Raw genomic sequence first — 15,446 nt, 5'->3', positions numbered from 1 at the left:
ATGATTAAGCTAACAGCTAATTTAAGCTATAAAAGAAAGTGCTTTTGCTATAGCTGCTTGAATTCCTTCTACATTACTTCCACCTGCTGTTGCGTAAAATGGTTGACCACCTCCGCCACCTCTCATCTCTTTTGCAGCTTCTCTAATTATATTACCTGCGTGTAAGTTTTTAGTTTTAGACAGTTCTTCAGAAACAACAATAGTTAAGTTTGGCTTACCATTTACTTCAGCACCTAGAACCATAAATAAATTGTCAATCTGACCTTTTAATTGAAATGCTAAATCTTTAATAGCAGCACTATCATCCAAGTCAATTTTTTGAGCAATAACATTTACCCCATTAACAACTTCTACTTTTCCCAATAACTCATCTTTTATTTGGCTTGCTTTTTCTTTATTTCCTTCTTCAGCTGCTTTTAATATTTCTTTTTTCTTAGTGTTTAAGCCTTCAATTATATTTTGGGGAAGTTTAATTTTTGTAAACTCATTGATAGCATTAGTTATAGCATCTAGTTGACTAACTCCTGGACTTTTCAAATCAATATCTTTACAGTCATTAGAAACTTTTAAACACTCGTCCATCAAATTGTTTTTAAATTCTTCTACTTGATTTTTTATTTCAAGAGGAATCAAGCCTGTTAAATTATTTTCAGCAATTATATCTACTTTTTCCTTTAACCAATTCCCTGCTCCTATATTAGTTAACGCTTCAATTCTTCTAATTCCAGCAGCAACCGAACCTTCCGATTTTATTTTAAATAATTTAATTTCAGAAGTATTATCCACGTGTATTCCTCCACACAATTCTTTTGAATCTCCAAATTCTATCATACGTACCACATCCCCATATTTTTCTCCAAACAACATCATCGCTCCCGCTTCTTCTGCTTTTGTAATTGGTATTTCTCTATGCTCGTTTAATGGAATGTTTGCTTGTATTTTTTCATTTACAAAATCTTCAATTTGCTGTAATTGTTCATCATTTAATTTCTCAAAATGAGAAAAATCGAAGCGTAAATACTCTGCGTTAACCAATGAACCTTTTTGCTCAACGTGAGTTCCTAAAATTTCACGTAAAGCTTGGTGCATTAAATGTGTTGCTGAGTGATTACACGCAGTTAAGTTTCTATCATTACTAACTACAATTTTAAATTTTGTATAATAATCTTTAGGCAATTCTTTAACAAAATGAATAATTAAATTATTCTCTTTTTTCGTATCTAGTATCTCTACTTTTTCAAATCCATTATCAATATAACCAGTATCTCCAACTTGGCCTCCTCCTTCTGGATAGAAAGGAGTTAAACGAAATACCAACTGATAAAACTCTTCTCCTTTAGCTACTATTCGTCTGTATTTAGTTAAATAGGTATCAGCTTCAGTATAATCATACCCAATAAACTCTTCAACATCATCTTCACGTAAAACAACCCAATCATCAGCCTCAATTTTTCCGGCTGCACGAGAACGCTCTTTTTGTTTATCTAATGCAACAATAAAACCTGGCATATCAACATCAAAATTATTTTCTGTAGCCATTAACTCGGTTAAATCTATTGGAAAACCAAAAGTATCGTACAACTCAAAAGCAAACTCTCCATCAACGGTTTTATCATTAGCCGTAGCTAAATAATTCTCAAATCGATGAATCCCTTTTTCTAAGGTTCTTAAAAAGCTATCTTCTTCCTCTCTAATTACTTTTGTAATCAATTCTTGTTGAGCTAATAACTCAGGAAATGCCTCTCCCATTTGTTTTGCTAAAACGCTTACCAACTCATTAATAAACGGTTCTTTTTGGTCTAAAAAACTATATCCATAACGAATTGCACGTCTTAAAATTCTACGAATTACATAACCCGCTCCGGTATTTGATGGCAATTGTCCATCTGCAATAGAAAATGTAACTGCTCTAACATGATCTGCAATTACACGAATAGCGACATCTGTTTTAACAGAAACATCTAATGTGTTTTGATATTTAACCCCAGTTAACTGACTAATCTTATCAATTGTTGGCATAAATACATCCGTATCATAATTCGATTGCTTGCCTTGTAAAACCATTGCCAAACGTTCAAACCCCATACCAGTATCAACATGTTTAGCAGGTAAAGATTTTAACTCACCATTAGCCATTCTATTGAACTCCATAAAAACCAAATTCCAAATTTCAACCACTTGAGGATGATCAGCATTTACTAATTCTCTTCCTGGAATTTTTGCAATTTCATCATCATTTCTTAAATCAACATGAATTTCAGAACATGGACCACATGGTCCTGTATCTCCCATTTCCCAAAAATTATCCTTTTTGTTAGCTTTTAATATTTTATAAAGCGGAAGATTGTTTTTCTCTAAAATTGCTTTCCATAAATTATAAGCGTCCTCGTCCATTTCAGTTCCATCTTGCTCGTCGCCTTCAAAAACAGTAAAATACAATCTATCTTTATCAATTTTATAAACATCTACCAACAACTCCCAAGCCCATTCTATAGCCTCTTTTTTAAAGTAATTTCCAAAACTCCAGTTCCCCAACATCTCAAACATTGTATGGTGATAAGTATCCACTCCAACTTCTTCTAAATCATTATGCTTTCCAGATACTCTTAAACATTTTTGTGAATCAGCAATTCTTGCATATTTAATTTCAGAATTTCCCAAAAACAAATCTTTAAACTGATTCATACCAGCATTAGTAAACATCAAGGTTGGATCATTTTTGATTACCATTGGCGCCGAAGAGACAACCTCGTGTTGTTTTTCTTTAAAAAAATCTAAAAATGTTTGTCTTATTTGAGCTGATTTCATGTCCGTTAAATATTGTTAAATAACCGTTAACATAGCATTATCGTTCGGTTATTTCTTTAAAATGATTAAATTTGCGTCAAAATTAACATAAATCTTAACATGTCTAAAGTTAAGTATAGATATAATTCAACATCATTAAGTTACGACAAAATTGAAGTAACCTTAAAAGACCGCATTCTAAAAAGTTTAAGCTTTTTAGGGGCTGGACTTGTTATTGGTGTTATTATCTATGGAATTACTTACACCTATATCGATTCTCCTAAAGAAAAGCAACTGAAACAAGAGAATGCTCAAATGGAAGCACAATACTCTTTGTTAAACAAAAAATTAGATCAAATCACTAGTGTTTTAGAAGATGTACAGCATAGAGATGATAATATTTACCGTGTAATTTTTGAAGCCGAACCTATTCCTTCAGAAATAAGAACTGCAGGGTTTGGTGGCGTAAACCGATATAAAGAGCTAGAAGGTTTTTCTAATTCAGAATTAATTATAGAAACCACAAAGAAACTAGACCAATTATCTAAACAACTTTACATACAGTCAAAATCATTTGATGATGTATTTAAAATGGCTAAAAAGAAAGAAAATATGTTGGCTGCAATACCAGCTATTCAGCCTGTACAAAACGAAGATTTAACTAGAATGGCAAGTGGTTATGGCTATAGAATGCATCCTATTTTAAAGTATCGTAAATTCCATGCAGGTATGGATTTTACAGCTCCAAGAGGTACGCCTATTTTTGCTACAGGAAAGGGAACGGTTATTCAGGCTGATAATAGAGCAAGTGGATATGGAAATCATGTAAGAATTGAACATGGTTATGGCTACATTACACTTTATGCTCATATGAGTAAAATTGCAGTAGAAGAGGGCGATAAAGTTAATAGAGGTGATATTATTGGTTATGTTGGAAATACAGGTCTTTCTGCAGGACCTCATTGCCATTATGAAGTTAGAAAAAATGACGAACCTGTAAATCCAGTTAACTTTTACTTTAATGATTTAACTGCTGAGGAGTACGACAAGATGTTAGAACTATCTAACACACCTCTTCAATCTTTAGATTAATGATTAAATACAATCCAAAACTTTGGTTTTCTCATATTTTTAAGCTCTACAAAAGTGACACCCTAAAAATATTATTGCCTGAAATTATTTTAATTTCAATTTACACATGGGCAATCAATTTTATTTTAACAAAGTTTTTCCCTGAGTTTAACCTAAAAGTATTTAAAAATGCTTTTAGTATTCACACATTGCTTGGTTTTGTAATGGGATTACTCTTGGTTTTTAGAACAAATACAGCCTACGATAGATGGTGGGAAGGAAGAAAACATTGGGGAGCTCTAGTAAACAATACAAGATATGCCGCAATAAAAGCACAATCATTATTACCTAGAAATAATGAAACTAAAGATTTTATTGAATTAATAGCAGCTTTTCCATATTCTCTAAAAAATCATTTACGAGACATTCACACTTATGAGGATTTAGAAATCTCTTCTGAGTTTAAAGTAAACCTTAAAAATTACAACCACATTCCTAATGGTTTAATTAGTTTAATGTATCAAAAACTTAATACATGGAAGAAAAACAAAACTATTTCTGATATAGATTTACTTCTTTTTGACAAAGAAATTAAGAATTTTATTGATATTCTAGGAGCATGTGAACGAATAAAAAACACTCCTATACCATTTTCTCACACTCTATTTATCAAAAAGTTTATTTTCATTTACGTTCTTACAATTCCATTTGGCTTTATTCCAGACTTTGGTTATTGGTCTATTCCAATTGCAACTTTCGTATTCTATGTATTTGTTTCTATAGAGATTATAGCAGAAGAAATAGAAGACCCTTTTGGATTAGACGACAATGATTTACCACTTGATGAGCTAAGCGATAAAATTAAAACAAATATTAAGGAAATTGAAGCTTAAACTGTTCCTTGAAATTTTGGACTTTGCTCAATAGCATCCATTACTTGTTCAAGAATATCTTCTACACTATCATCATAATTAATATCAAGTGGTTTTTTGATAGTCAATTTCAAAGTTGATCCTTTCTTTTTTATCAGTAGCCCTTTCTTATCAAATGCCCTCCGGAACCCATCAACCACAACAGGTACTACAATAGGTTTGTAGTTTTTTATAATATGTGCAGTACCTTTTCTCCCTGGCACATACGGTTTTGTTGTCCCTTGTGGAAATGTAATAACCCAACCAGATTTCAACGCTTTCTCTATACTTTCAGTATCATTTTTATCTACTTCACGCTGAATATTTTCGCCTGCTTCTCTCCAAGTTCTCTTAATACTAATGGAACCTGTTAATTTAAATAGTTTTGGAATAATACCCGAATCCATAGTTTCTGCAGCGGCTACGTAGTAAAAATTTGTGTATGGTCTCAAAAAAAAGTCCCAAAAAGTAATTTGATTTGGTTTCCCTGTTTTTGCATTACCCATTGCATGAATCATATAGGCAACATCAGCAAAATAAGTTTGGTGATTCGAAACAAATAATACATTTTTACTAGGTAGTTCATTATAAAGTTCAGCTCCTGTTATTTCATTTTTATTAATAACACCAAACCTCATATATGTGAATGGAGAAGCCATTCTCATAATGGCCTTCTTTAAAAAGATGTATTGTCCGAAAACGTTTTTTTCTAGCACTTTAAATAGTGTTTATTTGACCTTTTTCCTTAGCGAAAGTTTTGTTCCTACAGAAGGCTGTGAACCTAAAACTATGTTATTCTTTTTATACAACTGTTTTAGTTTTAATCCATATAATTGAGATATAGATCTCATTGTTTCTCCTTCTTTAACTATATGAGTATCTGATTTTGCTTTATTCTTTTTAGGTTGTAAATAAATAATCTCACCTGAAGTGACTTTATCCGATTTATTAAGGTCGTTATATTTTAATATTTGCCATGTGTTCATATTAAAATCTTTAGCAATGTCCTGAATATTATCTCCTTCACTTACTAAGACATATTTAATATTGTTATGCAGTTTTACAATTCTTGAAGTTGATTTAGCAATTAATACATCCGATGTTTTTGTTTTATTTGCTTTTCGAGGAGGAACCTTTGCATAGTTATCGTATTCATATAATTTATGCTTTTCAATTAAGCCAATCAATAAATCAGGATATTTTGGATTAGTTGCATAACCTGCTTTTTTCAATCCTTTTGCCCAACCTTTGTAATCAGTAATTTTTAATTCAAATAAAAAAGCATATCTATTCCGAGTTTTTAAAAATTCAGAATGATCTTTATATGAGTCATAAACGTCATTATACTTTCTAAAACATTCATTTTTTTCATCGTCATCTAAATACATTGTTTTACCAGTCCATCCAGAATGACATTTAATCCCAAAATGATTTTTACCATAAACGGCTAAAGGGCTATTGCCATCTCCTGATTCTAATATTCCTTGTGCAAGTGTAATACTTGCTGGAACACCCGAATGATGCATTTCTTTGACTGCAATATCTTTAAATTTTTGAATATACTCCTCTCTAGTCTGTCTTCTTTCAGCAGGCTGAGCTATCAATACAATTGTATTAATAATTAAAAATGATATAGAAATAAGCTTTTTCAAATGTTAACTACAAAATTAAGATTGTTAATTTAACACAAGAGCCATGCCTAGTCAAGATATTAACAGTTAATTATTGATTACAAAACAATTCCTAATCGTTCTTCAAACCCCTTATTTCCCTGGATTCCACCTGTATGAATAGCTATGATTGTTTTATTATTTAATTCTTCTGAATTGTTTAATAAATCAAAAATGCCATAAAGCATTTTACCTGTGTATATTAAATCTAAAGGAATATTATGCTTTTTATTAAACTCTTGAACAAAACTCACTAAATCAGAATTTACTTTAGCATAACCTCCTAAATGATAATCAGTAATTAGATCCCAATTTCTATTTTCAACAACATTCTTGTATTTTTCAGTATAATCAGAAATCAAAGTGTTTATTTCTTCTTTTAAAAAAACTCCACCTTTTAATGCTGGAAAACCATACACCTGTTTTTCTGTGGAAGCAATTATACCGGCAATTGTTCCTCCAGTTCCACATGCGCAACAAATCACATCAAAATTGATACTAATATTATTGACTATCTCAGTACACCCTTTTACAGCAAAAGTATTAGACCCACCCTCTGGTACCATATAAAAATTACCATATTCTTGTCTAAGTAATTTTATAAAATCTGAAGTATTTTTATTTCTGTATTCTTCTCGAGAAACATATTTAAAAATCATACCATTATCACTTGCCAATTGCAAGGTTGGATTTAAAGGTGAAATTTCTTCACCTCTAATAACTCCTATTGTATTTAACCCATGCTTTTTGCCTGCAGCTGCCGTAGCAGCAATATGATTTGAATAAGCTCCTCCAAAAGTTAAAATAGTATTGGACTTTTTATTTTTAGCTTCTTGTATATTATATTTTAACTTCCTCCACTTATTTCCAGAAATTTCAGAATGGATTAAATCTTCTCTTAAGATAAATAAACGACTATTTTTACTTTCCAAAACGGAATCAAAAATTTCTATTAAAGGGATGTTATTTTCGTTGATTTCAATCAATCCAATCTCATTTATCTTTGTAACTTTACATTCATTAAAATGAACGATTATTCAAAAATAAACAAACTAGATGAGGGTGACTTTTATTTCACTACTGAAGGATATAAAGTTTTTACTGAGAAATATTTATTAAAACGAGGATATTGTTGTCAAAATGGTTGTCGCCACTGTCCTTATGGTTTTGATAAAAGCAAAGGAAGAATTATAAAAAAATAATGATATCGACCTTAACATATAAAAATTGCATAGAAAAAATTAGTTTTAGATCTAACTGTAGATACCCTTAGTTGTTGATTTTCTCAATCAATAATTAATCAACACTAAACAATCAAACAAAATGACATTTAAAGAACAAGTACAACAAGGTATTCCTGATACATTACCTCAAAAAAAAGAATACGACACAACCGTTTCTCATGCTCCAAAGCGAAAAGATATTTTATCTACAGAAGAAAAAAAATTAGCGCTTAAAAATGCCTTAAGATATTTTGATAAAAAACATCATGCTGAACTTATTATAGAATTTAAAGAAGAGTTAGAAAAGTACGGAAGAATATACATGTATCGTTTTCGCCCTGATTACAGAATATATGCTCGTCCTATTAATGAGTATCCAGGAAAATCAGTTCAAGCAAAATCTATTATGTTGATGATTCAAAACAATTTGGATTACGCTATTGCACAACACCCTCATGAGTTAATAACTTATGGTGGTAATGGAGGTGTTTTTTCTAATTGGGCTCAATATTTATTAACAATGCAATATTTGTCAGAAATGACAGATGAACAAACACTAGTAATGTATTCTGGACATCCTATGGGATTATTCCCTTCCCATAAAGAGGCTCCAAGAGTAGTTGTTACTAATGGAATGATGATACCTAATTACTCAAAACCAGATGATTGGGAAAAATTCAATGCTTTAGGTGTAACTCAATATGGTCAAATGACTGCTGGTTCGTATATGTACATTGGTCCTCAAGGAATTGTTCATGGAACAACTATAACCGTATTAAATGGCTGTAGAAAGATTGACGATAAAGGAACTGGTGGTAAACTTTTTGTAACTGCAGGCCTTGGAGGTATGAGTGGCGCTCAACCAAAAGCTGGTAATATTGCCGGAGTTGTATCAGTAACTGCTGAAGTTAATCCTGAAGCTACATATAAAAGACATGAACAAGGTTGGGTTGATGAAGTGATTAGTGATTTAGATGAATTATGTAAAAGAGTTCAAGAAGCGAAAGATAATAAAGAAGTGGTATCGATAGCTTACGATGGAAATATTGTAGATGTATGGGAAAAATTTGATAAAGAAAATATTTATGTAGATTTAGGTTCTGACCAAACATCTTTACATAATCCATGGGCTGGAGGTTATTACCCAGTTGATATGAGTTTTGAAGAATCAAACGAAATGATGGCAAATAATCCTGAATTATTTAAAGAAAAAATACAGGAAACTTTAAGAAGACATGCTAAAGCTATTAATAACCATACAGCAAAAGGCACCTACTTTTTTGATTATGGAAATGCATTTTTGCTAGAAGCAAGTAGAGCTGGTGCAGATGTAATGGCTGAAAATGGAATTGATTTTAAATACCCATCATATGTTCAAGACATTATGGGACCTATGTGTTTTGATTACGGTTTTGGGCCATTTCGTTGGGTTTGTACATCTGGTGACCCAGAAGATTTATTGAAAACAGATAATATTGCTTGCAATGTTTTAGAAGAAATAATGAAAGAATCTCCTAAAGAGATTCAACAACAAATGCAAGACAATATTACATGGATTAAAGGGGCTCAAGAAAACAAACTAGTTGTAGGTTCTCAGGCAAGAATACTCTATGCTGATGCTGAAGGGAGAATGAAAATTGCTGAAGCTTTTAATAATGCTGTTGCTGATGGTACCTTATCTGCTCCTATAAATTTAGGGAGAGACCACCATGATGTTTCTGGTACAGATTCTCCTTATAGAGAAACAAGTAACATTTACGATGGTTCTCAGTTTACAGCTGATATGGCTATACAAAATGTTATTGGAGATGCTTTTAGAGGTGCAACTTGGGTAAGTATACATAACGGTGGAGGTGTAGGTTGGGGAGAAGTTATTAATGGTGGTTTTGGAATGACTTTAGATGGAACGCCTGATGCAGATAGAAGATTAAAATCCATGTTGTTTTGGGATGTAAACAATGGTATTGCCAGAAGAAGCTGGGCAAGAAATGAAGAGGCTATGTTTGCAATAAAACGTGAGATGGAAAGAAATCCTGATTTAAAAGTTACATTACCTAACATTGTTGACGACAACATTTTAAATAATCTATAATCAAAAAGAGTCCTATAAAAATGGGACTCTTTTTATATTCTTCATCTATTGTTAGATCACTGTTTTACTCCTTTTAAAAATTCTATTTCAAATTTTTCTTTACCCGATAAATTTACTTTTCCTTTTTATTATGAGCCACATCCGATATGTATTTTAGCTTCTAAAGAACTCCAAGAATATCTAATTAATCAAACTGATTTAGAACATAATTTTGGATTAAACGAACATCAAAAAGGCTTAATAATTGGAAAGATGTTTGGTGTTTTGGTTGTTCAAAATCAAAAAAATGAAATCGGCTATTTATCAGCTTTTTCAGGAAAACTCTCAGAGAGTAATCATCATAAAAAATTTGTTCCTCCAGTATATGATATACTTGAAGAGGATGGTTTATACAGAACTGCTGAAAAAGAGATAACAACCATAAGTAACGAAATTGATGAAATAGAAAACAATTCTAACTACAAAAATCTGTTTCAAGAACTTTTAGTTCTGAAAGCAAAAGCAAAAAATGATATTGAAGTAGAAAAAAATAGAATAAGAGAAAGAAGAAATAAAAGAAGAGCTGAAATCAAAAAATTAAAAAGTACACTTTCAGTTGATGAATTAGCAGATTTTCAGCTAAAAATAAATCAAGAAGGAATAAATACTAAGTTTTATATTAATGAGTTAGCGGCTCATTGGGAAAATAAAATCAAACTTGTAGAGCAACGAATCAATCCACTTCAATCTAAATTAGATTTTTTAAAAAATTATAGAAAAGAGAAGTCTGCAAAAACTCAATATGAAATATTTTTAGAATATAAGTTTTTAAATGCAAAAAAAGAAGAGTCAAGTTTACTAGATATCTTTAAAGATATTATCCCTCCTGCAGGTGCTGGAGAATGTGCTTTACCTAAACTTTTACAATATGCTTTTATACATAATTTAAAGCCTATTGCAATGGCTGAATTTTGGTGGGGAGCCTCACCAAAATCCGAAATTAAAAAGCATAAACAATTTTACCCTTCTTGCATAGGTAAATGTAAACCCATTCTCTCTCATATGCTAAAAGGGTTAGAGGTTGATGATGATTTACTTATTATAAATCAAGGTTTAGATAAAAAAATAAAATACGTTTATGAAGATGAAGATATTATAATCATAAACAAACCTAATGAGTTACTTTCTGTTCCAGGCAAAAAAATTACTGACTCTGTTTATTCTAGAATACTTAAAAGTCATCCTACTTTAACTGGCCCTGTAATTGTTCATCGGCTAGATATGTCTACATCAGGTATAATGATTGTTGCTAAAAACAAAGAATCTTACAAGCTAATTCAACAACAATTTATTAATAGAACAATTAAAAAAAGATATGTTGCTGTTTTAGATGGTAATATCACAGAAAAAAAAGGAGTTATTAAACTCCCTTTAAGAGTTGATGTAAACGATAGACCAAAACAACTTGTATGCTTTGAATATGGAAGAAATGCTGTAACCTATTGGGAAGTTATAGAAACCAATGAAAAATATACAAGATTATATTTATATCCTGTAACTGGCAGAACACACCAACTAAGAGTACACTGTGCACATAATGATGGATTAAATACTCCAATAAAAGGAGATGACTTATATGGACTTAAAAAGGATAGACTTTATTTACACGCTGAATCAATCACATTTAATCACCCAACAACAAATAAAGAAATGAAATTTAGTGTAAAACCTAATTTCTAAACTACCTATTCACAGCAATTTTATAAGAATCTTGAGTACCATCAGAAAATATAGTTCTAATTAAATAAGATCCATTAGTTATAGCTGATACATTTATTTTTAATGGAGCCCCATTTAATAATGAATTCTCAGTTAAAACGAGTTTTCCTGATAAATCAAACATTTCCACAGTAACCTTCCCAGCCACCTTCTTTCTTAAAGGAATAGTCAACAAATTAGCTGTTGGGTTTGGATAAGGAATTAAAACTTTATCACTTTCATAATTAGTTATATTTGTTGGGAAATCAAAATGAGCTACAATAGCTGGTGTAGTTTCAAATCCAAAACCAGCTGCATACCATTGGCTAGAACCTCCTGTTGCTAATGTTTTAACTGGTCCTGAATATTCTAAATAATTATTAACTGTTGCATAATAATCTATTTTAGAGTCAAATCCAACTTGCAGAGAATCACTAGATGTATAAACACAAAACAAATAGCGTTGGTTATCATTTAATGAAATTGGAGATTCAGTAAATTCTAAATACTTATTCACCCCGCTTTCACTTTCATCAATATAAAAATCAGTTGCAGAACCTATTTGATTTAAAGACCATAAACTAGCCGGAGCAGGAAAAGAAGGATCATTAGCATCCGAAAAAACATCATTCCATTCGTAAAGTCTAACCTCTAACAATTCACCTGACATCGAAGAACCAACTGGAGTACAAGAATAAGTTAATCCTGTTGCATTAAGTCTACTTGCATTAGGGTTTTTATATTGAATACAAACTTCAAAATCATCATAAGAAGTAACCCCTTCCCATAAATATTTACCACTAGTTGCAATTGGCTGATTTAATACATCAACCCTTGATTTAGAATATGTATTATCATTTGTAACCTTAAACTGACTAACAACAACATTATCGGCTGAATCGTCATCTGCAATATTAGGATATATTGAATAGGTTATCGTGTATACTCCAGATTGCCAAGAAGTTCTTCCAAAATTACCTAAATCTATGTACTGCGTATCAACAACTATACCTAAAGGGGCGGTAAAATTTACAGGATTTGATGTAAAACTATGAATAGTATTTCCTTCAAAATCTATATTAACTGAAGCAGTTACTCCATTTTGAGGATTTGATCCTTGATTATATGTCCATAGTCCTAAATCAAGGTTTAACTCAGAACTATCCTGTGATAATGAAATAGGATTAGAGAAACTTTCAGCCATAACAATATCTGATTTACTCGTTCCCATATCATTAGGATGTAAGCCTATTTTAGTACCTATAAATGCAACAACTCCTCCTGCTGCAATTTGAGCTTTAAGCAAATCTCCTTCTTCACTTCCAATTGCCACAACAGGAATAGTAATACTTGAAGCGTAAGTTGTACCTCCCATCCCAAATGTACCAGGTTCTCTATTAATTATTATAACTCCTATTGCTCCAGCTTGTTGAGCATAATAAGCTTTAATATCATGCCAACAAAAACTTCTATAAACCACAGCTATTTTCCCTGTTAAATCGTTGATTACTGGCTCACATGCGTCTTGCCATGATGGGTTATTATTTGCATTGGGATCAAGTACTCCAAAAGTTGTGGCATCTTCAGCAAATACTAACTCTGCTTCAATAGCATTACCTGAATTTGTCATATCAGGAGTTGCAGAATAACCTGAAGAAATAGGATCTGCCCATCTAGAATCATATACTCCAAGAAGTGAAGCATCATTTGGACTTTCAGTTACCTGAAAAATTACCTGGCTATTAATTGAGTTTAATATTAAAAAAGAGATAAGCAGTGTAAATAACTTTTCCATAAATTTAGATTTTAAAGAATACTAAAATAAATAAAAAAGCCCTAACATAAATATGTTAGGGCTTTTTATATTTAAAGATTGAAATCTTATCTGTTTACAGAAATTTTATAAGAATCTGTAGAACCGTTTGCAAAAGTAGTTTTGAAAACATAAGAACCATTAGCTATAGAAGCTACATTAATTCTTACAGGTCCATTACCTACAACTGAATTTTCAGTTAAAACTAATTTACCAGCAACATCAAATACTTCAACAGTTACATTTCCTGTTACATTCTTTCTAACTGGGATGCTTAATAAATTAGCAACTGGGTTAGGGAAAGGAATAACAGCAGCATCGTTAGCTTCTTCAGCAACACTTGTTGGAGATAAATCGAAGTTTACAGAAATACCTGTAGAAACATCATATCCAAAACCAGCAGCATACCACTCTTCAGTACCACCTGCAGGTAAATCACCTACTGGAGAAGAAAATTCTAAATAGTTATTGATAGTAGATGTGTAATCAATTTGAGCATCAAAACCTACTCTTAATGAATCACTTGCATTGTATAAACAAAATAAATAACGTTGGTTATCAACTAAATTAATAGGAGCTTCATCAAATGCCATATATTTGTTAACACCATCTTCTGACTCATCTAAATAGAAGTCAATTCCACTACCAATTTGAGTACGAGCCCATGGGCTAGCAGCAGCAGGGAAAGCAGGATCATTAGCATCAGTAAATACATCATCCCAAGTATAAGCTCTAACTTCAACAAGTTCACCACCCATTGTTCCACCTACTGGCTCACAAGAATAAGTAATACCCATTGCTTTTAATCTACTTGCGTTAGGATTTTTAAACTGAATACATGTCTCAAACCAATCGTAAGTTGTTGTTGATTCATTTAAAGAGAATGCTGTAGTATGAATTGGCTCATTAGAACCATCTAATCTAGCTTTTGCGTAAACATTATCTGCTGTAACTTTAAATGAAGACATCATAGAGTTATCTGCTGGAGCATCATCAGTAACAGGAGTATTAATAGTATAAGTAACAGTATAATTACCTGTTAACCAAGCTGGATTTCTACCATAGTTTCCTAAATCAACATACTGAGTATCTACGAAAGATGTATCAGGAGCATTAAAATCTAAAGGAGCTGAAGTCATAGTATGAATTGTAGACCCCATGTAATCAATATCAACAGTAAAAGTTACACCAGTCATAGGATTTTGACCTACATTGTAAGCCCAAATACCTAAATCTAAGTTTAACTCAGAACTATCTTGAGATAATGATAATGGATTACCAGTACTTTCTGCCATTACTATGTCAGCAGGACTTGTTCCCATATCGTTTGGATATAAACCTACTTTAGAACCTATGAAAACCTCTAAAGACCCTCCATTTTCTAAACAAGCAATTAATGCATTTCCGTCATCTTCACTTACCATTACGTAAGGAATGTTAACGTTAACACCATAAGTACCACCAGCCATACCTACTGCATCTCCAGTATGGTTAACTATAATAGCACCAATAGCACCTCTTTTTTGTGCGTTAAATCCTTTTAACCCAAATTCACAAGCACCTCTATAAAAAATAGCAATTTTACCTGTTAAATCTTGAGTCCAAGTTAAAGAATCACAAGCATCGTTGTTTTTGTTGTGAGGCGTATTACCACCAGCATCAATAGTACCATCAGTACCATCATCAGCTAAAACAACATCAGCTTGAATTGAGTTAGCACCAACAAACATGTTAGGCATAGCCCAATCTGTAGCAGATCCATCTAACTCACCAGCAAATCTGTAAGTGTAAGTTCGCTCTAACGAAGTACACGTAGGAGCAGAAACAACATCAACAATAACTTGAGAAAATCCCATAGTTGTTGCGATTGCCATTCCTAATAATAAAGTAATTTTTTTCATTTTTTATTAGTTTAGTTAATAATTAAATTTTAGTTAGTGAGCCAAAAATACTAATTATATTTTATTCAACAAACAAGAGTAATTTAAAAATAATCAACATTTAATTAACGGTTAAGAATAAATTTTATCGGTAAATTAGTGCTAATTTCATTCTTTACTCAATTTCTTTTTATTATTCACCCAATAGCTAGGGAGACAAGCTTTGCAATATTATTTTCATATCATGAATAATTTAATTAAT

Annotated in this window: 11 protein-coding genes; 5 read left to right on the top strand and 6 right to left on the bottom strand. The window is 31.6% G+C overall.

Annotation, left to right across the window (positions count from 1 at the left end):
• Window positions 1–21: 21 nt before the first annotated feature.
• Window positions 22–2,808, bottom strand: coding sequence for an alanine--tRNA ligase (gene alaS / locus FRY74_RS07100; RefSeq protein ID WP_147099997.1), 2,787 nt, complete (start codon window positions 2,806–2,808; stop codon window positions 22–24).
• Window positions 2,809–2,907: 99 nt separating this feature from the next.
• Here alaS and FRY74_RS07095 point away from each other — a divergent pair, with 99 nt between their 5' ends.
• Both FRY74_RS07095 and FRY74_RS07090 read left to right on the top strand, forming a co-directional pair.
• Entirely contained in the window at window positions 2,908–3,879 is a 972-nt protein-coding gene (locus FRY74_RS07095; RefSeq protein WP_147099996.1) for a M23 family metallopeptidase, read from the top strand.
• Window positions 3,879–4,751, top strand: coding sequence for a bestrophin family protein (locus tag FRY74_RS07090; protein WP_147099994.1), 873 nt, complete (start codon window positions 3,879–3,881; stop codon window positions 4,749–4,751). The genes FRY74_RS07095 and FRY74_RS07090 overlap by 1 nt, the downstream gene beginning before the upstream one ends.
• Here the strand turns inward: FRY74_RS07090 and FRY74_RS07085 are convergent.
• From FRY74_RS07085 to FRY74_RS07075, 3 genes are all read right to left on the bottom strand, one after another.
• On the bottom strand, window positions 4,748–5,485 hold the full coding sequence (locus FRY74_RS07085; protein ID WP_147099992.1) for a lysophospholipid acyltransferase family protein: 738 nt from the start codon (window positions 5,483–5,485) through the stop codon (window positions 4,748–4,750). The two genes, FRY74_RS07090 and FRY74_RS07085, sit on opposite strands and share 4 nt — an antisense overlap.
• Window positions 5,486–5,497: 12 nt before the next feature.
• Window positions 5,498–6,421, bottom strand: coding sequence for a glucosaminidase domain-containing protein (locus FRY74_RS07080; RefSeq protein ID WP_147099990.1), 924 nt, complete (start codon window positions 6,419–6,421; stop codon window positions 5,498–5,500).
• 77 nt (window positions 6,422–6,498) lie between these two features.
• Entirely contained in the window at window positions 6,499–7,425 is a 927-nt protein-coding gene (locus tag FRY74_RS07075) for a 1-aminocyclopropane-1-carboxylate deaminase/D-cysteine desulfhydrase (RefSeq protein ID WP_223265845.1), read from the bottom strand.
• A 39-nt stretch (window positions 7,426–7,464) separates the two neighbouring features.
• On the opposite strand from FRY74_RS07075, the gene FRY74_RS12885 reads away from it, so the two are divergent.
• From FRY74_RS12885 to FRY74_RS07065, 3 genes are all read left to right on the top strand, one after another.
• Window positions 7,465–7,641 carry a DUF5522 domain-containing protein gene (locus FRY74_RS12885; protein WP_170227974.1) on the top strand — a complete coding sequence of 59 codons (177 nt, stop codon included), beginning with the start codon at window positions 7,465–7,467 and terminating at the stop codon, window positions 7,639–7,641.
• A gap of 121 nt (window positions 7,642–7,762) precedes the next feature.
• Window positions 7,763–9,754 (top strand): urocanate hydratase, encoded by a 1,992-nt coding sequence (locus FRY74_RS07070; protein ID WP_147099988.1) that lies wholly within the window; start codon window positions 7,763–7,765, stop codon window positions 9,752–9,754.
• Window positions 9,755–9,802: 48 nt separating this feature from the next.
• Window positions 9,803–11,473 carry an RluA family pseudouridine synthase gene (locus tag FRY74_RS07065; protein ID WP_147099986.1) on the top strand — a complete coding sequence of 557 codons (1,671 nt, stop codon included), beginning with the start codon at window positions 9,803–9,805 and terminating at the stop codon, window positions 11,471–11,473.
• Window position 11,474: 1 nt separating this feature from the next.
• Here FRY74_RS07065 and FRY74_RS07060 read toward each other — a convergent pair whose 3' ends face one another.
• Together FRY74_RS07060 and FRY74_RS07055 are read right to left on the bottom strand one after the other, a co-directional pair.
• Window positions 11,475–13,286 (bottom strand): T9SS type A sorting domain-containing protein, encoded by a 1,812-nt coding sequence (locus FRY74_RS07060; protein ID WP_147099984.1) that lies wholly within the window; start codon window positions 13,284–13,286, stop codon window positions 11,475–11,477.
• Window positions 13,287–13,372: 86 nt separating this feature from the next.
• Window positions 13,373–15,205 carry a T9SS type A sorting domain-containing protein gene (locus FRY74_RS07055; protein ID WP_147099982.1) on the bottom strand — a complete coding sequence of 611 codons (1,833 nt, stop codon included), beginning with the start codon at window positions 15,203–15,205 and terminating at the stop codon, window positions 13,373–13,375.
• Between the last annotated feature and the right edge of the window lie 241 nt (window positions 15,206–15,446).

The organism is Vicingus serpentipes, from assembly GCF_007993035.1.
Taxonomy (GTDB): domain Bacteria; phylum Bacteroidota; class Bacteroidia; order Flavobacteriales_E; family Vicingaceae; genus Vicingus; species Vicingus serpentipes.
This window is presented reverse-complemented; position numbering and strand designations above follow the sequence as displayed.